This is a genomic window from Enterobacter sp. ECC-249, from assembly GCF_043965265.1.
Taxonomy (GTDB): domain Bacteria; phylum Pseudomonadota; class Gammaproteobacteria; order Enterobacterales; family Enterobacteriaceae; genus Enterobacter; species Enterobacter quasiroggenkampii.
The window spans coordinates 2,626,853-2,647,844 of record NZ_CP143660.1; the positions used below are offsets into that span (position 1 = coordinate 2,626,853).

General features: G+C 54.3%; 21 protein-coding genes and 1 pseudogene. 11 read left to right on the forward strand and 11 right to left on the reverse strand.

Translation table 11 applies throughout. The annotated features are described in order from the left end of the window. The first annotated feature begins 116 nt into the window (after positions 1 to 116). A complete protein-coding gene (locus V1587_RS12665; RefSeq protein WP_371897552.1) occupies positions 117 to 542 on the forward strand; it encodes a VOC family protein in 426 nt (141 codons plus the stop codon). A 192-nt stretch (positions 543 to 734) separates the two neighbouring features. On the opposite strand, the gene V1587_RS12670 is transcribed toward V1587_RS12665, so the two are convergent. Next, the gene (locus V1587_RS12670; RefSeq protein ID WP_371897551.1) at positions 735 to 1,220 is read right to left on the reverse strand and encodes a GNAT family N-acetyltransferase; all 486 of its coding nucleotides are present in this window, start codon (positions 1,218 to 1,220) and stop codon (positions 735 to 737) included. A gap of 221 nt (positions 1,221 to 1,441) precedes the next feature. Here V1587_RS12670 and V1587_RS12675 point away from each other — a divergent pair, with 221 nt between their 5' ends. Together V1587_RS12675 and V1587_RS12680 are read left to right on the forward strand one after the other, a co-directional pair. Then, entirely contained in the window at positions 1,442 to 1,660 is a 219-nt protein-coding gene (locus V1587_RS12675) for a hypothetical protein (protein ID WP_371897550.1), read from the forward strand. Positions 1,661 to 1,907: 247 nt separating this feature from the next. Then, positions 1,908 to 3,623 (forward strand): SulP family inorganic anion transporter, encoded by a 1,716-nt coding sequence (locus V1587_RS12680; RefSeq protein ID WP_371897549.1) that lies wholly within the window; start codon positions 1,908 to 1,910, stop codon positions 3,621 to 3,623. Between the two features lie 40 nt (positions 3,624 to 3,663). Here the strand turns inward: V1587_RS12680 and dmsD are convergent, their stop codons facing one another. The 4 genes from dmsD to V1587_RS12700 form a co-directional block, all read right to left on the reverse strand. Next, positions 3,664 to 4,278 (reverse strand): Tat proofreading chaperone DmsD, encoded by a 615-nt coding sequence (gene dmsD, locus V1587_RS12685; protein ID WP_371897547.1) that lies wholly within the window; start codon positions 4,276 to 4,278, stop codon positions 3,664 to 3,666. Positions 4,279 to 4,371: 93 nt separating this feature from the next. Further along, positions 4,372 to 6,810, reverse strand: a complete 2,439-nt coding sequence (gene ynfE, locus V1587_RS12690; RefSeq protein ID WP_395314349.1) for a selenate/tellurate reductase subunit YnfE — start codon at positions 6,808 to 6,810, stop codon at positions 4,372 to 4,374. Between the two features lie 256 nt (positions 6,811 to 7,066). Then, positions 7,067 to 7,333, reverse strand: a complete 267-nt coding sequence (locus V1587_RS12695) for a DUF1161 domain-containing protein (RefSeq protein WP_371897545.1) — start codon at positions 7,331 to 7,333, stop codon at positions 7,067 to 7,069. Between the two features lie 132 nt (positions 7,334 to 7,465). Then, positions 7,466 to 8,221 carry a glycosyltransferase family 25 protein gene (locus V1587_RS12700; RefSeq protein WP_371897544.1) on the reverse strand — a complete coding sequence of 252 codons (756 nt, stop codon included), beginning with the start codon at positions 8,219 to 8,221 and terminating at the stop codon, positions 7,466 to 7,468. Positions 8,222 to 8,440: 219 nt separating this feature from the next. Here V1587_RS12700 and V1587_RS12705 point away from each other — a divergent pair, with 219 nt between their 5' ends. After that, positions 8,441 to 9,151 (forward strand): YnfC family lipoprotein, encoded by a 711-nt coding sequence (locus V1587_RS12705; RefSeq protein WP_371897543.1) that lies wholly within the window; start codon positions 8,441 to 8,443, stop codon positions 9,149 to 9,151. Between the two features lie 17 nt (positions 9,152 to 9,168). On the opposite strand, the gene speG is transcribed toward V1587_RS12705, so the two are convergent. Then, positions 9,169 to 9,729 (reverse strand): spermidine N1-acetyltransferase, encoded by a 561-nt coding sequence (speG, locus tag V1587_RS12710; protein WP_048030664.1) that lies wholly within the window; start codon positions 9,727 to 9,729, stop codon positions 9,169 to 9,171. Then, positions 9,729 to 10,067 (reverse strand): DUF1283 family protein, encoded by a 339-nt coding sequence (locus V1587_RS12715; RefSeq protein WP_323189894.1) that lies wholly within the window; start codon positions 10,065 to 10,067, stop codon positions 9,729 to 9,731. Before V1587_RS12715 ends, speG begins: the two co-directional genes overlap by 1 nt. Before the next feature lie 152 nt (positions 10,068 to 10,219). Between V1587_RS12715 and V1587_RS12720 the strand changes: the two genes are divergently transcribed. From V1587_RS12720 to V1587_RS12740, 5 genes are all read left to right on the forward strand, one after another. Continuing rightward, positions 10,220 to 10,546, forward strand: coding sequence for a YnfA family protein (locus tag V1587_RS12720; protein WP_048989542.1), 327 nt, complete (start codon positions 10,220 to 10,222; stop codon positions 10,544 to 10,546). 111 nt (positions 10,547 to 10,657) lie between these two features. Further along, positions 10,658 to 11,872 carry a D-mannonate dehydratase ManD gene (manD, locus tag V1587_RS12725; protein WP_371897542.1) on the forward strand — a complete coding sequence of 405 codons (1,215 nt, stop codon included), beginning with the start codon at positions 10,658 to 10,660 and terminating at the stop codon, positions 11,870 to 11,872. 14 nt (positions 11,873 to 11,886) lie between these two features. Beyond that, positions 11,887 to 12,906 (forward strand): Zn-dependent oxidoreductase, encoded by a 1,020-nt coding sequence (locus V1587_RS12730; RefSeq protein ID WP_371897541.1) that lies wholly within the window; start codon positions 11,887 to 11,889, stop codon positions 12,904 to 12,906. 73 nt (positions 12,907 to 12,979) lie between these two features. Next, positions 12,980 to 14,347 carry an MFS transporter gene (locus V1587_RS12735; protein ID WP_371897540.1) on the forward strand — a complete coding sequence of 456 codons (1,368 nt, stop codon included), beginning with the start codon at positions 12,980 to 12,982 and terminating at the stop codon, positions 14,345 to 14,347. A 220-nt stretch (positions 14,348 to 14,567) separates the two neighbouring features. Continuing rightward, the gene (locus tag V1587_RS12740; RefSeq protein WP_371897539.1) at positions 14,568 to 16,031 is read left to right on the forward strand and encodes a mannitol dehydrogenase family protein; all 1,464 of its coding nucleotides are present in this window, start codon (positions 14,568 to 14,570) and stop codon (positions 16,029 to 16,031) included. A 43-nt stretch (positions 16,032 to 16,074) separates the two neighbouring features. On the opposite strand, the gene ydfZ is transcribed toward V1587_RS12740, so the two are convergent. Beyond that, positions 16,075 to 16,278 carry a putative selenium delivery protein YdfZ gene (ydfZ, locus tag V1587_RS12745; RefSeq protein WP_014883679.1) on the reverse strand — a complete coding sequence of 68 codons (204 nt, stop codon included), beginning with the start codon at positions 16,276 to 16,278 and terminating at the stop codon, positions 16,075 to 16,077. A 287-nt stretch (positions 16,279 to 16,565) separates the two neighbouring features. On the opposite strand from ydfZ, the gene V1587_RS12750 reads away from it, so the two are divergent. After that, a complete protein-coding gene (locus V1587_RS12750; RefSeq protein WP_023292549.1) occupies positions 16,566 to 16,997 on the forward strand; it encodes a universal stress protein in 432 nt (143 codons plus the stop codon). A 35-nt stretch (positions 16,998 to 17,032) separates the two neighbouring features. Here V1587_RS12750 and V1587_RS12755 read toward each other — a convergent pair whose 3' ends face one another. Both V1587_RS12755 and ydfG read right to left on the reverse strand, forming a co-directional pair. Continuing rightward, a complete protein-coding gene (locus tag V1587_RS12755; RefSeq protein ID WP_008502405.1) occupies positions 17,033 to 17,719 on the reverse strand; it encodes a GntR family transcriptional regulator in 687 nt (228 codons plus the stop codon). A gap of 91 nt (positions 17,720 to 17,810) precedes the next feature. Then, on the reverse strand, positions 17,811 to 18,557 hold the full coding sequence (gene ydfG, locus V1587_RS12760) for a bifunctional NADP-dependent 3-hydroxy acid dehydrogenase/3-hydroxypropionate dehydrogenase YdfG (RefSeq protein ID WP_023292548.1): 747 nt from the start codon (positions 18,555 to 18,557) through the stop codon (positions 17,811 to 17,813). 142 nt (positions 18,558 to 18,699) lie between these two features. On the opposite strand from ydfG, the gene dcp reads away from it, so the two are divergent. Further along, entirely contained in the window at positions 18,700 to 20,733 is a 2,034-nt protein-coding gene (gene dcp / locus V1587_RS12765) for a peptidyl-dipeptidase Dcp (protein WP_395314350.1), read from the forward strand. 44 nt (positions 20,734 to 20,777) lie between these two features. Here the strand turns inward: dcp and V1587_RS12770 are convergent. Beyond that, positions 20,778 to 20,984, reverse strand: a pseudogene (locus V1587_RS12770) (universal stress protein); the annotation flags it as partial. Between the last annotated feature and the right edge of the window lie 8 nt (positions 20,985 to 20,992).

Genomic DNA, 20,992 nt, shown 5'->3' on the forward strand with positions numbered 1-20,992 from the left:
TGCGAACCGTACCCCACGCTCTACAATGGTCAAAAGCCGCATTTTTACAGCCCATTGAATCATAGACTCTGACGTATAATCGCTGCTCAGATAAACGGCAAAAAGGACGTAACAAGATGCTGACTTATATCACTATAGGTACAAATGACCTTCAGCGCGCAGTGGCGTTTTATGACGCTGTTTTTAACGTGCTTGGCTATTCACGTGTGCCTGCCTGGACAGAAGACTGGGCAATGTGGGGAGATGAAAATAATCCGGAGGAGGGGTTCAGCTTCTGTATTTGCCCTCCTTTTGACGGGCATCCCGCAACGGCGGGAAACGGGACAATGTTTGCATTCCGTGCAGATAACGCGGACCTTGTCAGACGGTTCCATGCGGCAGGCCTCCTTGCGGGAGGGAAGAATGAAGGCGCGCCGGGTACACGAAGCGCGTACGGCCCCGATTTTTATGTTGCCTATCTGCGCGATCCTGATGGGAATAAGCTGGCAAGTGTTTGTCAGCATTATTCTCCGGAAGCAGATGAGTATTCAAAGGAACAATAGTTACATTTTAGGATGTTGAGTGGTGACGAAATCAGCCGTGCGATAGGGCGTTCCCTGAGAGTAATCTCAATTCAGTGAACGGCTGGCGGCTCGATGCGTACGATTTGACTGAGCTTAAGATCCGCAGTGAGCGAACAGCAGGCCTGCCATTATGCTAATTTTACCAACGGTGAGTGTTTTTGCCTGAGTGCTTCAGCCACCACTGCGGGCAAGCTCATTTATTTTTGTGCCAAAAACCCGATGATAGTTAACACTCTTGATAACCTGAGCACCGAGGGACTCATAAAATTTCTGTGCCAATGGGTCTGCTGCCACAGATAACCAATCGAGTTGTAAACACTCACGCTCTTGAGCACGGCAGGCTATAAAACTCATCAGTTTTCTACCAACTCCAGTCCTCCTGAAAGGTGCAGAAACAAAAAGCTCTTTGATAAACATTTGCCCGCTGAAACGGGGTGAGGGGTACATCACTGATACACATGAAAACGCAGCAATTACCCCTTCACAAACCACTTTGTGAACTTCGGTATTAGAATCGACTGCGAAGACCTTATCCCTCAGATATGCGGTCATGTCACTCCTGGATAAGCAAAGTTTCTGATTATAATAGTTTTCCATCTCGATAAAAATATCAACCAAATCAGGGTATTCGTGTGGTTTACAGATGGTGATGTTCACGCATGTCTCCTTAAACAATTGTATCAATTTAAAATTAACACAAAAGCAATAAAGCGATATCAATAAATGTATCTACCGCAAATTGTGAAAATAACGCAGTTGTTCCATAGTTGCTGAAGCAGTATTGAGCGAGGAGCGGACGCTGTACTTTTATACTCTCTGATCTGTCCGACGTATGTACCACAGATTCATGGCCTCATTAGTATGAGCGGAGATTGCATATGCTTATTTATAACGTTTTTGGACGTCATATTGGCGTTCAGCGTAAGAACGATCGGTGGCTGGTATTTCGTGCTGACCTGACCGAGAGAAAGTTTTCTCGACTCTATGATATCGCTATTCCAGACGATATGAGAGAAGGCGAGATTGCCAGCTGGCTGGGTGACATATTCCATGAAGCCGCAACCGCGCGTCATCCAAATGTGGAACGCATCGAATAAGGGCGTAACGGACAGCACGACATTGAGTCCGCTCCCGGCACGTAGCACACTGCAGCGTCCGGCCAGGCCAACCCCCGGCTAAGCGGTAGTTTTTGAACTATGTTTAATACCAGTCAGAATACGACGGGGGCTGTAGTTTTATTAGGTACTGAGAGGCGGCGGCCTCAGTCCGGAGCATTTGAAAGCCAGAACCTCACATAAAAGTGTGTCAACATTTCGTGAGTAATATTAATGTCCGGAGAATAACGTGTTCGGAAAAGTTTTATTAAACTACATGCCAGGCTTACAAAATTTGTTAGCCTACGATAAAAGCTGGCTAAAACATGATGTTAAAGCCGGGTTGTCTGTTGCGGCTGTAGCGCTACCCGTTGCTATTGCTTACGCTGAACTGGCGGGTGTTGGGGCAATTGTAGGGCTCTATTCCTGCGTTTTACCAATGATAGCTTACGCACTGTTTGGCTCTTCACGCCAGCTTATTGTTGGCCCTGATGCCACGACCTGCGCGGTGATTGCGGCCGTCGTGTATCCTCTCTCTGCAGGTAATCCCGAACTGCACTGGCAACTGACAATCATCATGACATTGATGATGGGCGGGTGGTGTCTGCTCGCCAGTAAATTCCGCCTGGGCGCGCTCGCCGATCTGCTTTCTCATCCCATTCTAACGGGATTGCTTAATGGCGTAGCCGTGACGATTATTGTCGGACAATTAGGCAAGGTGTTGGGGATCAAGCTTGATGAGGCGCAGGTTATAGAGAAAATAATGGCCCTGCCAGGTCGACTTTCAGAAAGCCATTTATTAACCGTAGGAATATCCCTTTTTACGTTAATTATTTTGATGGTTATCAAAACGTATCGCAGCCAGTGGCCAGCACCTTTAATCGCCATTGTAATAACAACGGCACTGGTTTGGGGAACATCTGCCCAACAGTATGGTATTGCCACTATTGGAGGGGATGGCTTCCAGCCCGGTTTACCCGTCGTTAACTGGGCGGCGTTCCAGCCCGGTCCGATGCGTGATTTAGTGATCCCGGCGCTGAACCTGGCGTTGGTCAGTTTTGTCAGCCTGATGCTGACCGCCAGGAGTTTCGCCGCGAAAAATGGCTATGAAATAAATGCTGATGCAGAGTTCCGGGCGCTGGGTATTGCGAACATTATGTCGGGGTTATCTCAGGGGTTTGCTATCAGTGGTGCCGATTCCCGGACCGCGGTTAATGATTCGGTTGGGGGGAAAAGTCAGCTGGTTTCGGTGGTTGCAGCTTTGATCATCGGTATTGTCGTGGTGTTTTTCACTCAGCCATTACAATACATTCCGGTATCTGCGTTAGGTATAGTTCTAATGTATGCCTCGTGGTCATTAATCGATTTACGTGGATTATGGAACCTGAGGCGCAGAAATAAGCAGGCATTTCGTCTGGCCTTTTTCACGTTTGGCTGCGTTTTAATTATCGGCGTGATCCAGGGGATCGGCCTTGCGGTGTTGCTTGGGTTATTACAATTCCTTCGTACAGTATTTCGTCCCTCTGAGCACCTGCTGGGCACTGACGAAGATGGAATGATTCACTCGTTAGGTAATACAACCGATATTAAAATGGTCCCTGGCGTGCTGATGTATCGATTTAACTCACCGTTGACCTATTTTAATGTGGCTTATTTTAAACGTCGGGTATTGAACCTGGTTGATGGTGCAGCCTTACAGCCTAAATGGGTGGTCATTGATGCCGTTGCCTGCTTCACCTATTCAGACATCAGCGTTCTGGCAACCATTAATGAGTTAAAGCGCGATCTGAAAGGTCGACAGATTAAGTTAATCCTTGCGGGCAGGAAAACGGAATTAACGCGCTGGTTTAAAGACAGTCGGCCAACAATGAATGATGATGACATGATTCTGGCGCCAGACCTCTACCTGGCACTTCGGTTCATTCAAAGCAAAGAGAGCGTGAGTGAATCAGGTGGAGAGGTGTAAGATAAAGGCTTGCCCGCCAACCGCGAGCAAGCCACATCTTTTAACGATACAACGTCTTTTCCGCAACCGGAATAAGCAGCCCCGATCGCCAGTCCGCGAGCGTCAGCTGCGCGAGCTTACCCAGCGCGGCATAAAACGGATGCCCGGCGTTGTCGACGAACACTGACAGGAAACGGGTGCTCCACGGCAGCAGGTGCCACGCCAGAAGCTGAGCGCACTCCGACTCGCGGCCATTCTCGGCCAGCCACGCCGCCAGCAGCAGCAGCGTACCAAAATGATCTTCCGGCTCATTCTGCTGCATCTCAAACGCGATATTATTCTCCCGCATCCACTGGCGCAGGGCGAGGGTCGAGTCGCCAAATAGCACGGATTCACGGTCAAGCCAGACGGATCCCCACGGCGGAGCGGGCAGGGCGTAAGGGCCAATAAACAGCCGTTGCCAGGCGTCGGTCAGCGGTTCATCGGAAGAGGAGGCAAACGTATCGGCAACGGGCTGCAGCGTTTCCGATGGCAGGGGCCAGTCCTGAACCCATTCGCCCGCCGTGAGGGCCTGCACCAGCGGCGCGGCCTGCTCGCTGTCCGGTGCGAAATAAAACAGCGCGCCCAGCACCCGGGCGCTGAACGCGAACGATTCACGATATGAGACGTCTTTCATTAAATCTTCCTTGCTCGCGCGGATTTCGCCCGCGCGACTGTGTTAAACCAATTCATAGACCATAGAATAAACCACGGTCATGCGCTTCACTTTCTAGACCTTCTCGATCTGCACCAGATTGGTGTGTTGCGGATTGCCTTTTGCCAGCGGAGAAGGTCGATGGGACGTCAGCGTGTTGATGCATGAGCCGTGGTCGATGCGGTCGCCGTTCATATTGGCGTCGTGCCAGGCCCCCTGGCCCATGGCGCTCACGCCGGGCATGATGCGTGGCGTGACCTTCGCTTCAATTCGTACCTCGCCGCGATCGTTAAAGACGCGCACCATATCACCGTTCTTAATGCCGCGTTTTGCAGCATCGACGGGATTAAGCCAGACCTCCTGGCGGCAGGCCGCTTTCAGCACCTCGATGTTACCGTAGCTCGAGTGGGTGCGGGCTTTGAAGTGGAAGCCAAACAGCTGCAGCGGGAACTGCGCGCGCTCGGGCGCATCCCAGCCGTCGAAGGTTGATGCGTAGACGGGCAGCGGGCTGATGGTTTCATCTTTTGCCAGCTCCCAGGTGGCCGCAATCTCCGCCAGCTTGCTGGAGTAAATTTCAATCTTGCCCGAGGGTGTTTTCAGCGGATTGGCTTCCGGGTCTTCGCGGAATTTTTTATAGGCCACAAAGTGTCCGTTCGGATCTTTGCGCTTGTAAATGCCCATTTTTTTCAGCTCGTCATAGGACGGCAGCTTAGGGTCTTTTTCGAGCATTTTGGCATACAGGAACTGCAGCCACTGCTCCTGCGTGCGTCCTTCGGTAAATTTCTGATGGATATCCGGCCCGAGGCGTTTCGCCACTTCGCTCATGATCCAGTAAATGGGCTTGCGCTCAAACTTCGGCGCAGTCACGGGCTGGAGGAAAATCAGGTAGCCCATGTTCCCGGCGTAATCGTTAGGAATGATGTCTTCCTGCTCGACGGTCATCAGGTCCGGCAGCACGATATCGGCGTACTTCGCCGACGACGTCATAAAGTTATCGATGACGACAATCATCTCGCACTTGCTTTCATCTTGCAGAATTTCGTGGGTTTTATTGATATCGGAGTGCTGGTTGATGAGAGTATTGCCCGCGTAGTTCCAGATGAACTTAATCGGCACGTCCAGCTTATCCTTGCCGCGCACGCCGTCGCGCAGGGCGGTCATCTCCGGCCCTCGGACGATGGCGTCCGTCCAACTGAAGCAGGAAATTTGCGTTTTTACCGGGTTATCCGGCAGCGGCATACGTTCGATGGTGATGGTGTAGGTCGACTCGCGCGCGCCGCTGTTCCCGCCGTTGATCCCTACGTTTCCGGTGAGGATCGGTAGCATCGCGATGGCTCGGGAGGTCAGCTCGCCGTTTGCCTGACGCTGAGGCCCCCAGCCCTGACAGATACAGGCCGGCTTCGCGGATCCGATTTTCCGCGCAAGCTTAACGATGCGTTCTGCGGGAATGCCGGTGATGCGTGAGGCCCACTCCGGTGTTTTCTCCGTGTTGTCATCGCCCTGGCCGAGAATATACGCTTTGAAGTGACCGTTAGCAGGCGCGCCTTCCGGCAGCGTTTTTTCGTCATAGCCAACGCAGTATTTGTCGAGGAACGGCTGGTCGACCAGGTTTTCGTCGATTAACACCCAGGCAATGCCCGCCACCAGCGCGGCATCGGTTCCCGGACGGATCGGGATCCACTCATCTTCGCGTCCGGCTGCCGTATCGGTGTAGCGCGGGTCGATAACAATCATTCGCGCGTTGGACCGCTCGCGGGCCTGCTCCAGATAGTACGTAATTCCCCCGCCGCTCATGCGCGTTTCCGCCGGGTTATTGCCGAACATGACCACCAGCCTGGTGTTTTCGATATCCGAGGTGCTGTTGCCGTCGTTACTGCCGTAGGTGTAGGGCATCGCGCAGGCAATTTGCGCCGTGCTGTAGGTACCGTAGTGGCTCAGGAAACCGCCGTAGCAGTTCATCAGACGAGCCACCAGCGAAGCGTAAGGGGAGGAGCGGGTGATATTGCCGCCGACAATCCCGGACGAGTAGTTGATGTACACCGCTTCATTGCCGTAGTTGGTCACCACGTCTTTCAGGCTGGCGGCGATCGTGTCGAGCGCTTCATCCCACGTGATGCGCTCGAACTTGCCTTCGCCGCGTTTGCCCACGCGTTTCATCGGGTAGTTGAGACGGTCAGGGTGATTGATCCGACGGCGAATAGAACGTCCGCGCAGGCAGGCGCGCACCTGATGATCGCCATAGACATCCTCACCGGTGTTATCCGTTTCGACCCAGTATACTTCGTTGTCGCGCACGTGCAGACGCAGCGCACAGCGGCTGCCGCAGTTGACCGAGCAGGCGCCCCACACAACTTTATCTTCAGAAGGCTGGACGGCGTTCTTCACCGCCGCGGCGGCGCTTTTTAAGCCGAAAGGAAGCGAGATCCCGCCGGCGGCAAGCGCCAGAGAACCTATTGCCGTAGATTTCACGAGAGTTCGACGGCTAATTCCGCCGTGATGTTCAGTATCGGACATGGCTCACCCCATCATTTTACCCTTCATACTTCAAGTTGCAGGTGCGTTGGGTGCACTCACTCACCCCAGTCACGTACTTATGTACGCTCCTGGGGATTCGTGCCCTTGCCGGCTTCCTGCAACCCGAATTATTTAGGGTCTATAATTGCGTATTATTTTTCCCGAAATGATAACCGGGCTAATGATGGGGGGAGTGTTACTGATTTGGGTGTATTAGATCTTAATCCTCATCAAATCCAAGGGAATTGAGGATAAATTACTGAGCTTCAGCAGCTCCGTTGCCTGTACGGGTGTACAAAATTTTAAAGGTGTCGTTGGCGCAGTGGCCTACCACCTGCGTGCCCGTCCGATCGGCCTGATCGTTTGGCACAATGCTCAGCGTAAAGCCTGACTCAGGCACGCCGTTGTTGATGATTTTCTGCTGAATGTCGCTTTTCACGCGCTCGCAGGAATCCGGTGCCGCCAGCGCGGCCGTTGAGGCACTCATTAACAGCAGGGCGGTAATCCAGGGTAACCGTTTCATCTGTAGCTCCTTTTCTCTGTGTGAACGTTAAGCATAGCAGGATAAAGGTAACCTTTTGTTTTGTGTGCGTCTTTCTGAATAGTCCTGGAAGTAGCTTGACGCCCTGGTAGTAATCAAAACACAAAACCAAGCTTATCCTTTACCCTGGTTGATAATTGTATTGAATAACGGAGTAATGGCACGTCGATAACGGTGACGAAGTTTTGCAGCAAAAGGTCTTTCCTGCATCAGTGCATCCCAAATTTGTTTCTTTTTAGCATCTATCACGGCATCGCCTTTGGATTCATTAATTGTTGACGCATTAGCCTCTTCAGAAAGACGAACTGGATAAGGTACTAAAGAGTGAATTTTTGCCAAAGAGAGATCTTCGAATAAGCTCCATTTATCAGAAACCATCCACACAGGATAAAGGTTTGTCAGGAGCCTGTCGGCAGCTTTTTGATTAATAATATAAGCATGCGCTGTTGTGGCCTGATGCGTCTTATGTAGATTATAAGAGCCGCATATGTTTTTAATTGACTTTTTGTGATATTTATTGACTCGACTAAGAAGTATAATCTCAGGCTTAGTCTTGCTAAGTGTGATATTATTTAATATTTCACGAAGATCGCTACTAAGTATAACATCATCTTCGAGAATCAGGGCTGCTTCGATATTTTCGCTGATGATTTTTTTATATATTTTTTGATGGCTTAACGCGCAACCCACTTCCCCTGGGAGAAAAGCATAATTTACCTCACGTGTAACATTTTTACGTTCAGCTTCCGTCATTTCCCGACCATCAACTGCTTCAACAAACTCGTGTGCAATATTCAACTTTAACAGTTGAGACTCCATTTTGGCACGACGTTCGCGCGAGTTTTTAAGATTGATTATAAAAGTTATCATCCTTTGAACGTACCTTAAAGACTGAATAGCTGGACCAATTTCGGGCATTTTACCAGTATTTGGGGCTGTTCAACATCAGTAAGTGCATATCCGGTGGGGGAAAAAATAATTTTTAGCCGTAGTGAACGTAAAGGTATGAATTTCCAAAATGCTATCCATCGTTACCATTCTATTTGATACTATGAGAACAACAATCCTTTCATTCTATTGGTAAATGATGTGATGAAATACGCAGCGATAACGCTACTGGCAGCAACACTGGTGGGTTGTGACAACAGCTCCGCGCCGCTGTCGTTTACGCCCGAGATGGCGAGTTTCTCGAACGAATTTGATTTTGACCCGCTGCGCGGCCCGGTCAAAGACTTTACCCAGACGCTGTTCAACGAGAAGGGCGAAGTGTCCAAACGGGTCACCGGCACCGTGTCTACGGAAGGGTGTTTCGATAGCCTGGAGCTGCACGACCTGGAGGCCAACACCGGCGTGGCGCTGGTGCTGGACGCCAATTACTACCTTGATGCCGAAACCCAGCAGCGCAAAGTGAAGCTGCAGGGAAAATGCCAGCTGGCCGAACTGCCGTCAGCCGGGATAACGTGGGATACCGACGATAACGGTTTTGTAGTGGCGGCGCACGGCAAAGAGATGGAAGTGATGTATCGCTACGATGCGGATGGCTACCCGCTGGGCAAAACCACCGTCTCCGGGGATCAGCACCTGTCCGTTCAGTCGACGCCGTCTAAAGATCTTCGCAAAAGAATGGATTACTCGGCCGTGAGCATGTTGAATGACAAGCCGCTGGGCAACGTGAAGCAGAGCTGCGATTACGATCGGCACAATAACCCGGTGAGCTGCGACCTGACGATCACGGACGACAGCGTCAAACCCGCCGTTGAGCGCAAGTACACCATCAAAAATACGATTGAATATTACTGAGAGTAAAGCCGCGCAGGTTACTGCGCGGTCGGTTTCAGCAGGCTGGCGCCTGACGGCTTGTGTCCGGCCAGGTGCTGATGCTGGAAGATGCACATGCGAATGGTATTGCGGTATTCGCCGTTGATAAAGAACTCGTGAATCAGCTCGCCTTCCACCATAAAGCCCAGCTTGCGGTAGATATGGATCGCTTTCTCGTTCTCTTTATCCACAATCAGGTAAAGCTTGTAGAGATTCAGAACGTTGAATCCGTAATCCATTGCCAGCTTAGCCGCCCGTGAAGCAAGGCCTTTTCCCTGATGCTCAGGGGAGATGATTATCTGAAACTCCGCCCGGCGGTGAACGTGGTTAATCTCAACCAGCTCCACAAGACCGGCTTTTTCACCTTCACACTCCACCACAAAACGACGTTCACTCTGATCGTGAATGTGCTTATCGTAGAGATCGGACAGCTCGACAAACGCCTCGTAAGGCTCTTCGAACCAGTAGCGCATCACGCTGGCATTGTTGTCGAGCTGGTGGACAAAGCGCAGGTCTTCACGCTCCAGCGGACGGAGTTTGACGTCGCAGGACACCGACATTACGGTGCTACCGTGCGGCCAGTGCGGCGATCCAGGCAGCGCAGGGTATTAGGCTCCCAGTAGGCATTGACGTTTGCACTTTGCTGACACTTATCGCGCGCGTCAAAAGCGACATCTTCTTTGTCCCACTCTTTTTCAGCACGTTTGTTGACCTTCTGACGAAGGCTGCGTGTGTCATTCCATTGTTCTTTGTCCATAGCGGCGTTCTGGCGGCTTTGCGCGCTGTCACCAGACTCAATAATGAGCTTGCTGGTTTCCGCTGTCGCAGAGGCGGCAAAGGCGAACGATGACAGCGCCATCAGGGCTGTCAGACAAAGGCGTTTGCTTAATGTGGTCATAGCGTTTCCTTTTAAATGGGTGAAGATAATCAAGTTACCCCGTACAGATTCTACACTAAAGCGAAATGACGGCATACCCGCGGAGCAAGTATGGAAAAGTAAAGGACATCATCAGGTATGATGGTTAAATAGATCCTCACCTGACGTGAAATATGCTGAAAACGACGCTGCTTTTTTTTGCCACCGCGCTATGCGAAATCATCGGTTGCTTCCTGCCCTGGCTCTGGCTGAAGAAGGGAGGAACCGTATTGTTGCTCATCCCGGCAAGCGTCGCGCTGGCCCTGTTTGTCTGGCTGTTAACGCTGCATCCGGCTGCCAGCGGGCGCGTTTACGCCGCTTATGGTGGCGTATATGTTTGTACTGCGCTGCTGTGGTTACGCGTGGTGGACGGCGTCAAGCTCAGCGCATACGACTGGGCCGGGGCGCTAATTGCCCTGTGCGGTATGCTGATTATTGTGGCGGGATGGGGGCGCGCGTGAGCGTCCGTGTTTTGTGATCGTTAGCTGATTTTATGATCATTATACTTGTATGGTAGTAGGGTTGGTGGGTAAATTTCCAGCATCACAACGAACGATGTAAGGAAAGGAATTATGAAGATTGTCGCGGCTGACGTGTTTGTTACCTGCCCGGGGCGCAACTTTGTCACCCTTAAAATCACCACCGATGAGGGGATTGTCGGTCTCGGTGACGCTACGCTAAACGGACGCGAGCTCTCCGTGGCCTCTTACCTGAAGGATCATCTTTGCCCCCAGCTGATTGGCCGCGATGCGCACCGCATAGAAGACATCTGGCAGTTCTTTTATAAAGGCGCCTACTGGCGTCGCGGTCCGGTCACCATGTCGGCCATCTCCGCCGTGGATATGGCGCTGTGGGATATCAAAGCCAAAGCGGCAAACATGCCGCTCTACCAGCTGCTGGGCGGCGCCTCCAGGGAAGGGGTGATGGTCTACTGCCATACTACCGGCCACACCATTGACGACGTGCTGGAAGATTACGCCCGTCATAAAGAGATGGGCTTTAAGGCGATCCGCGTGCAGTGCGGCGTGCCGGGCATGAAAACCACCTACGGTATGGCCAAAGGAAAGGGGCTGGCCTACGAGCCTGCGACCAAAGGCGACTGGCCGGAAGAGCAGCTCTGGTCCACCGAAAAATACCTCGATTTCACGCCGAAGCTGTTCGACGCGGTGCGCAGTAAATTCGGCTTCAATGAACATCTCCTGCACGACATGCACCACCGCCTGACGCCAATCGAAGCGGCGCGCTTCGGCAAGAGCATCGAAGCATTCCGCATGTTCTGGATGGAGGATCCAACGCCTGCGGAAAACCAGGCCTGCTTCCGCCTGATCCGCCAGCACACCGTCACGCCCATTGCGGTGGGGGAAGTGTTTAACAGCATCTGGGACTGCAAGCAGCTTATCGAAGAGCAGCTTATCGACTATATCCGCACCACCATTACCCACGCGGGCGGCATTACCGGGATGCGTCGCATCGCCGATTTCGCCTCGCTTTACCAGGTGCGCACCGGCTCACACGGCCCGTCGGATCTGTCGCCCGTTTGCCATGCTGCCGCGCTGCATTTCGGCCTGTGGGTGCCGAACTTTGGCGTGCAGGAATACATGGGCTACTCCGAACAGATGCTGGAAGTCTTCCCGCACAGCTGGCGCTTCGAAAACGGCTATATGCATCCGGGCGACAAGCCGGGGCTGGGCATTGAGTTTGATGAAAAACTGGCGGCGAAATACCCGTACGACCCGGCCTATCTGCCGGTGGCCCGTCTTGAAGACGGCACGCTGTGGAACTGGTAAGCGAGGAGCGAACGATGAAAAGCGTAGTGATTCAGCAGCCGAACGAACTGGTGATTGAAGAGCGGTCACGCCCGGAGCCAGGCGCAGGCGAAGTGCGCATCAAGATTAAACTGGCCGGGATTTGCGGTTCAGACAGCCACATCTATCGCGGGCATAACCCGTTTGCGAAGTATCCACGCGTCATCGGGCATGAATTTTTTGGCGTGATTGACGCCACAGGCGAGGGCGTTGACAGCGCACGTCTGGGCCAGCGCGTCTCGGTTGACCCGGTGATCAGCTGCGGGCACTGCTACCCGTGCTCCGTGGGAAAACCGAACGTCTGCACCTCGCTGGTGGTGCTGGGCGTACACCGCGACGGGGGCTTCAGCGAATATGCGGCAGTGCCCGCTAAAAATGCCTGGCCTATCCCGGATGACATTCCTGATAAACACGCCGTGATGGTTGAGCCCTTCACCATCGCCGCCAACGTGACGGGGCAGGCCAACCCGACAGGGCAGGACGTTGCGCTGATCTACGGCGCTGGCCCGATGGGGCTGGTCACCGTGCAGGCGCTGAAAGGCGTCTATCAGGTGAAGCAGGTAATCGTGGTTGACCGCATAGACGAGCGCCTGGCGATGGCCCGGCGCAGCGGCGCGGACTGGGTCTTTAATAACGGCGAGCAGTCGCTGCAGGCCGCGCTGGAGGAAAAAGGCGTCAAACCGACGCTAATCATTGATGCCGCCTGCCATCCATCTATTTTGCAGGAAGCGATAACCCTGGCCTCACCGGCGGCGCGCATCGTGCTGATGGGGTTCTCCAGCGAGCCGAGCCAGATTGTTCAGCAGGGCATCACCGGCAAAGAGCTGGCGATCTTCTCCTCGCGCCTCAATGCCAACAAATTCCCGGTCGTTATCGACTGGCTGAAGAGGGGGCTGATCGACCCGGAAAAACTGATCACCCATACCTTTGACTATCACCACGTAACAGACGCCATCGAACTGTTTGAGAAAGACCAGCGGCAGTGCTGCAAAGTCTTACTCACGTTCGGCCAATAATCATTTACGCGGTTAAGCGCCTGCGCAGACAGGCGCTATGTGGTACGCATCTTACCTTTCAGAGATAGCCATTATGACGCAAGTACAACCTCAAAGAACCACATCCGATCTGGTGAAAGCCGCCGTTTCCGGCTGGCTGGGCACCGCCCTGGAATTTATGGATTTCCAGCTTTACTCGCTGGGCGCCGCTCTTGTCTTCCATGAGATCTTCTTCCCGGAACAGTCCGCCGCGATGGCGCTGATCCTCGCGATGGGCACCTACGGAGCAGGCTATATTGCGCGCATCGTCGGGGCCTTTATCTTCGGCAGAATGGGCGACAGCATTGGCCGTAAGAAGGTGCTGTTCATTACCATCACCATGATGGGGATCTGTACCACGCTGATTGGCGTCCTGCCAACCTACGCGCAGATCGGGATTTTTGCCCCCGTGCTGCTGGTGACGCTGCGCATCATTCAGGGCCTCGGTGCCGGGGCGGAGATTTCCGGAGCCGGAACCATGCTGGCGGAGTACGCGCCGAAAGGAAAACGCGGCATCATCTCCTCGCTGGTGGCGATGGGCACGAACTGCGGGACGCTGAGCGCAACGGCGATCTGGGCCATCATGTTCTTTGCCCTTGACCGTGAACAGCTGCTCGCCTGGGGCTGGCGCGTGCCGTTCCTCGCCAGCGTCGTGGTGATGATCTTTGCCATCTGGCTGCGTATGAACCTCAAGGAGAGCCCGGTCTTTGAGAAAGTGAACGATGCACAAACCGTGCAGCCGGACACGTCGCTGGGTTCCATGGTGAAAAGTAAATCCTTCTGGCTGGCGACCGGCCTGCGTTTCGGCCAGGCGGGCAATTCAGGTTTGATCCAGACCTTCCTCGCGGGCTATCTGGTCCAGACGCTGCTGTTCGATAAGGCCATCCCTACCGATGCGCTGATGATCAGCTCCATTCTCGGGTTTATCTCCATTCCGCTGCTGGGCTGGCTTTCCGATAAAGTGGGGCGCCGTCTGCCGTACATTATTCTCAATATCTCAGCCATTCTGCTCGCCTACCCGATGCTGTCGATCATCGTTGATAAGAGCTATGCGACGGGGACGATCATGCTCTCTATCATCGTTATCCATAACTTCGCCGTTCTGGGGCTGTTCGCGCTGGAAAATATCACCATGGCGGAGATGTTTGGCTCGCGAAATCGCTTTACGCGTATGGCCATCTCCAAAGAGGCGGGCGGTCTGGTGGCGGTGGGCTTTGGTCCTGTGCTGGCAGGGATCTTCTGCAATATGACCGGCTCCTGGTGGCCGATTGTCGCCATGCTGGTGGCCTATTCCGTGACAGGACTGGTCTCGGCAATCCTGATGCCGGAAGTGCGAGACCGTGATTTGAGCGCGGCGCATGACGCGGCCGAGTCTGCGCCAAAAGAGACGGTTGGGTACGGCGCTGTCTCCTCACGACGCTAGTGGTTTATAGCTTGCGCTACCTGTCACACAACTTTGTTTTTATGTCACACCACATGACCAAAAGTTAATATAAATCAAAATCTCAAACGGCAGTATCAGTATGGTTGATGGCAGTTCTCTTTTTACTCCAGCTGCCATTCTAGTTGGTGTAGTCAGCAGGCGCTGCCGCTTCAACATGAGCGGCAGCGATCCACAGCTTTCTAATTAACGAGTCTTAATCATGGAAAATACGTTATTACAGGCCAACGCGACGCTGCCTCAGTACGATCGCGACAGCCTTAAGGCACGCATCGTTCATTTAGGCTTTGGCGCATTTCACCGCGCGCATCAGGCGGTGTACGCCGACATCCTCGCCGCTGAGCACGGCAGCGACTGGGGCTACTGTGAGGTTAACCTGATTGGCGGTGAGCAGCAGATTGCCGATCTGAACGCGCAGGATAAGCTCTATACCGTGGCTGAAATGTCTGCCGATGCATGGACATCCCGCGTGGTGGGCGTGGTCAAAAAGGCTCTCCATGCGCAGGTTGACGGGCTGGAGACGGTGCTGGCGGCGATGTGTGACCCGCAGGTAGCGATTGTCTCGCTGACCATCACCGAGAAAGGCTACTGCCACTCTCCGGCGACCGGGAAACTGATGCTCGATCACCCGTTTATCGTCGCCGACCTGCAAAACCCGCACCAGCCAAAATCTGCGCCGGGCGTCGTCGTGGAAGCGCTCGCGCGCCGTAAGGCGGCGGGTCTGCCTGCGTTTAGCGTGATGTCCTGCGACAACATGCCGGAGAACGGTCACGTGATGCGCAATGTCACCTGCGCGTACGCCCGTGCGGTAGACGGTGAGCTGGCGGACTGGATCGAATCCCACGTCACCTTCCCGTCAACCATGGTGGATCGCATCGTGCCTGCGGTGACCCCCGACACGCTGGATAAAATCGAACGACTGACCGGCGTGCGCGATCCGGCGGCAGTGGCCTGTGAACCGTTCCGCCAGTGGGTGATTGAAGACAACTTTGTTGCAGGGCGTCCCGAGTGGGAAAAAGCCGGTGCCGAGCTGGTGTCGGACGTGATCCCGTTTGAAGAGATGAAGCTGCGCATGCTCAACGGCAGCCACTCGTTCCTGGCCTACCTGGGCTATCTGGCGGGCTATCAGCATATTAACGACTGTATGGAAGATGCGAACTACCGCGCCGCCGCGCACGCGCTGATGCTTAACGAGCAGGCGCCTACGCTGAAGGTCAAAGGCGTCGATTTAGGACGCTATGCCGATCTCCTGATTGCTCGCTACAGCAACCCGGCCCTGCGCCATCGGACCTGGCAAATCGCGATGGACGGCAGCCAGAAGCTTCCGCAGCGCATGCTTGATTCCGTGCGCTGGCACCTGGTGCATCAGAAACCTTTCCCGCTGCTGGCGCTGGGCGTGGCAGGGTGGATGCGCTATGTCGGCGGCGTGGACGAGCAGGGTAACGCGATTGACGTGAGCGATCCTCAGCTGGCGGTGATTCAGGCGGCGGTAAAGGGCAGTGCGGAAGGGGAAAGCCGGGTCAGGGCGCTGCTCGGCATCGAAGCCATCTTCGGCAAGGAGTTACCGCGTGAAGCCGTCTTTGTTGATGCGGTGATGAAGGCGTACCAGACGCTGCTGCAAAAGGGCGCGAAAGCGACCGTGGCGCAGTACGTGTCTCAACGGTAATTCAGCACATGCCGCCGTTCGCGGCGGCATGTCTGCGCACCGTTTAGTGCATACCCAGGCGAATCAGCTCAATCGGTTCGAACTTACCTTCGCATCCTTCCACTTCAACCGTTTTGCTGCGGCGCACCTGCGCGGCATCCAGCCCGTCGCTGTGGATCGCTTTAATCACGCCAGTTTTGCCCGTGCCGCTAATCATGACGCGGCTGCCGGTGGTGATTGCATTGCGGTTACGGTCGTATGTCATCATGGTATTTTCTCCTCTCTAACCTGTTCGTTACGGCGTTATTTCAGGGTTGCCGTTCACGGAGCATATAAATACGCCTGTCTGCACAACATGTTTTTGTTTTTGATCAAACTCACACTTTTTTCTTTATTGTGCCGGGCGCTGACGATTCACGACAGCAATTGACAAACCAGACCGTTATTTTCATTTATTGATAGTTTCAGAAGGGAAACGTTGAGGGTTGGTTTATATTCCCGGTGCCATTCTGGGTACAGGAAATAACCCTTTCATCGGAATAAGGAGTCAGGCTTATGTATAAGAAGATTTTGATGCCTGTTGACGTGTTTGAAATGGATTTGAGCGACAAAGCGGTTCGCCACGCGGCAAACCTTGCGAAGGCGGAGGGCGCCTCGATTACCCTGGTCAACATTCTGCCGACCAGCAGCCGCTCCCTGCTGCGCGGATTTAACGCCGATATTAAAAAGTTCGAAGAGTATATGACGGAGGAATCCGGCAAGAAAATGAACGCGTTAAAAAGACTGTTCGATATCTCGCCGGAGAAAATTGACAGCCTGGTGCGCTTTGGCAACGTCCGCGATGAAATCATCAGGCTGAGCAAAGAGGGGGAATATGACGCGATCGTCATCGGGTCGAAAAATCCGGGCATCACCACCCATCTGCTGGGATCAAATGCCGAATCTATCCTGCGCTACGCCACAATTCCGGTGTTAGTCGTTCGCTAAATCCATCGCCGCGTCCGAAAGGGGGCGGCGTAATATTACTCTTCGCTAAACCACTCGCTATTTTCCTGACGAATCAGCTGTACGGATTCGCTAATTTCCTGCAGATGCAGCGTCATCGCTTTTTCCACGCCGTCCGGGTCGCGTTTTTCCAGCGCGCTGAAAATGTCGTGATGCTGTCGGAGCAGCATTTCCGGCGGGGAGACGTGATCGAGACTCATGTAGCGCACGCGGTCAATGGTGGCCTTGATGTTCTCGATGGTATCCCAGGCCAGCTGGCAATCCGCAATCTGCGCCAGTTTCTGATGGAATTCATCATCAAGCTGGAAGAAATCATTCAGCTGCTTGCGGTCAATCGCAATCCGCTGCTGATGCAGGTTTTGCTCCAGCAGGTAACACTGCTTGTCGTTGATGAGCGTTGCGGCACGGCGCGCCACCGCGCACTCAATGGCCTGGCGAACAAAACAGCCGTTGCGCACCTGAGAGAGTGAAATTTTGTTCACATAGCTGCCGCGCTGCGGGCGGATCTGAATCAAACCGTTTTCCGCAAGCTTAATAAAAGCTTCACGCACCGGCTGACGGGAAACGTCGAAACGCACGGACACCTCTTTTTCAGAAAGCGGCGTTCCCGGTGGGATCAGGCAATGGACAATATCACGTCGCAAAATGCGATAGATTTGCTGGTTTACGGGCTGGGTGGGATTGAGTTGCGATTCAGCGGCCATGAGTTGTCATTTCTCAGAGAGTTAGCCCGAACATACTACCATTCTTTTATAACCCGAAACAGACCCGGCCCGCAGGCCGGGAACGGCAGATTTAGCCACGATGGACGCTAAGTCCGGCAAAACTCTGGCTGACCGGCATCATTTCTACGGTATTGATGTTGACGTGTTTTGGCAGCGTCGCCACCCACCAGACCGTTTCGGTGACATCTTCCGGCGTCAGGGCGTTAGCGTTTTCGTAGGTTTTGTCCGCTTTCGCGTCATCGCCTTTGAAACGCACGTTGGAAAACTCGGTGCCGCCCACCAGGCCCGGCTCGATATCGGTGACGCGAATGGCGGTGCCGTGCAGATCGGTCCGCAGGTTAAGGCTGAACTGGCGCACAAACGCTTTCGTCGCGCCATAAACGTTGCCGCCCGCGTACGGCCAGCTTCCGGCGGTGGAGCCAATATTGATAATGTGGCCGCGGTTGCGCTCGACCATGCCCGGCAGCACCGCGCGTGTCATATAGACCAGGCCTTTGTTGTTGGTGTCGATCATGTTTTCCCAGTCTTCCACGCTGGCTTTGTGTGCAGGCTCCATGCCAAGCGCCAGACCGGCATTGTTGACCAGCACGTCGATGGCGCGCCACTCGGCGGGCAGGTTGGCAATCATCTCTTCAATCGCCGCGCGGTTACGCACGTCCAGCTGCGCGGTCAGGATGCTGTCGCCTAACTCATCTTTCAGCTCCTGCAGGCGCTCCTGACGACGGCCTGTGGCAATAACCTTGTGCCCGTTGGCGACGAAGCGACGCGTGATGCTCTCACCAAAACCTGCCGTTGCCCCGGTAACTAAAATAATCATCTCACTGTTCCTCAACGCTTTTTGTGTTGTATTAACATAGCACGGCCGCAGAGGGTGCGTTAAGGCAACATTTGTATGACGGCGTTGCAGGGGATGGCGGCCTGGCCTACTCTGGGAGGATACCCGTACTCAGGAGTGAAAGATGACGGCCACCAATCCCTTTTTTGAAATCAGCCTGTTGCCATATCAGGCTCCCCATTTTGATGAAATCAACGACAGCCACTATCGTCCGGCCTTCGATGAAGCCCTACGCCAGAAGCGGGCGGACATTGACGCGATTGTCTCTCAGTCCGCTGCGCCTGACTTCACTAACACCGTGCTGGCGCTGGAGAAAAGCGGCGCCATGCTCGCGCGCGTCAGCAGCGTGTTCTTCGCCATGACTTCCGCGCACACCAATCCGTATTTACAGGAGCTGGAGGAACAGTTCTCCACCGAGCTTGCCGCGCTGGCAAACGATATCTGGCTGAATGACGTGCTGTTCGCCCGCGTGGAGAGCGTCTGGCAGGACCGTGCCGCGCTGGACGCCGAATCCCGTCGTCTGGTTGAGGAGACGTATCAGCGGTTTATTCTGGCCGGTGCGCGTCTGAATGAGACGGAAAAGGCCGAGCTGAAGGCGTTGAATACCGAGGCGGCGACCCTTATCAGCCAATTTAACCAGCGTCTGCTGGCTGCCGATAAGACGGGCGGGCTGGTGGTGGATTACGCGCACCAGCTTGACGGGCTCAGCCCCGGTGAGATTGCCGATGCGGCGCAGGCTGCCGCGGAGCGAGGGCTAAACGATCGCTGGCTGATCCCGCTTCTGAACACCACCCAGCAGCCCGCGCTTGCCGCGCTGCGCAATCGTCAGACCCGCGAAAACCTGTTCAACGCAGGCTGGACGCGTACCCAGAAAGGGGATGAAAACGATACTCGCGCGCTGATCCTTCGTCTGACGGCGCTACGGGCGCGACAGGCCCGTCTGATGGGCTTTGAGGATTACGCCAGCTGGAGCATCGCCGATCAGATGGCGAAAACCCCGGCCGCCGCGCTGGAGTTTATGCGCGGCATTGTGCCCGCCGCCCGCGCCCGCGCGGAACGCGAGCAGGCCGATATTCAGAAAGTCATCGACGACGAGCAGGGCGGTTTCACCGTGCAGTCCTGGGACTGGGCCTTTTATGCCGAACGCGTGCGCCAGGCAAAATATGCCCTTGATGAATCGCAAATCAAACCCTATTTTGCGCTCAATACCGTGCTGCAGGACGGCGTATTCTGGGCGGCAAGCCAGCTGTTTGGCATTCGCTTCGTTGAGCGCTTCGATATCCCGGTGTATCACCCGGACGTCCGGGTCTGGGAAATCTTCGACCACACCGGTGAGGGCATGGCGCTGTTTTACGGCGACTTCTTTGCCCGCGACTCCAAACAGGGCGGGGCATGGATGGGGAATTTCGTCGAACAATCCTTCGAGTTTGTTGCCCGTCCGGTGATCTACAACGTCTGTAACTACCAAAAACCGGCGAATGGCGGGATCGCGCTTCTCTCCTGGGACGACGTGATAACCCTGTTCCACGAGTTTGGCCATACGCTGCACGGTCTCTTTGCCAGCCAGCGTTTCGCCACCCTTTCCGGCACCAATACGCCGCGTGATTTTGTTGAATTCCCGTCGCAAATCAATGAGCACTGGGCCAGCCATCCACAGGTGTTTACCCATTATGCACGCCATTACGAAACCGGTGAGCCGATGCCGGACGCGCTGCGGGAAAGCATGCTCAACGCGACCCATTTCAACAAGGGTTATGACATGACGGAACTGCTGAGTGCGGCGCTGCTGGACATGAACTGGCACGGCATCGGCGAGGCCGTGTCGAGCGTTGAAGAATTCGAAGCCGCGGCGTTGAAAAAAGAGGGGCTGGATCTGCCCGCCGTGCCGCCGCGCTACCGCAGCAGCTATTTTGCCCATATTTTCGGCGGCGGCTACGCGGCGGGGTATTACGCCTATCTGTGGACGCAAATGCTGGCGGACGATGGCTATCAGTGGTTTGTCGAGCAGGGTGGTTTGACTCGCGAAAATGGACAGAAATTCCGCGAGGCGATTTTGTCCCGCGGGAACAGCACGGATTTAGCCGAACTGTATCGCAACTGGCGCGGGCACGATCCGAAGATTGAACCGATGCTGGAGAATCGTGGGTTGAGCGCGTAGGTTACTTTTAGTTGAAAACAGAACCGGGCTTTGCGCCCGGTTTTTTATCTTACAACCAGCACAGGACATTTCGCATGCCGTACCACTGCCGCAGCGTTTAAACCCAACAGATAGGTCTAGATGTCCGGCTTATGGGAAGCGATGATAATCAGGTCGGCGCCAATGGTATCTGCGAGCTTAAGAATCTGATCCTTCGGAGAGCCCGTCACGACATGCGTCTGTATCTTGCCTGCAGGGATTTTGAATTGCTTAGCGCAAT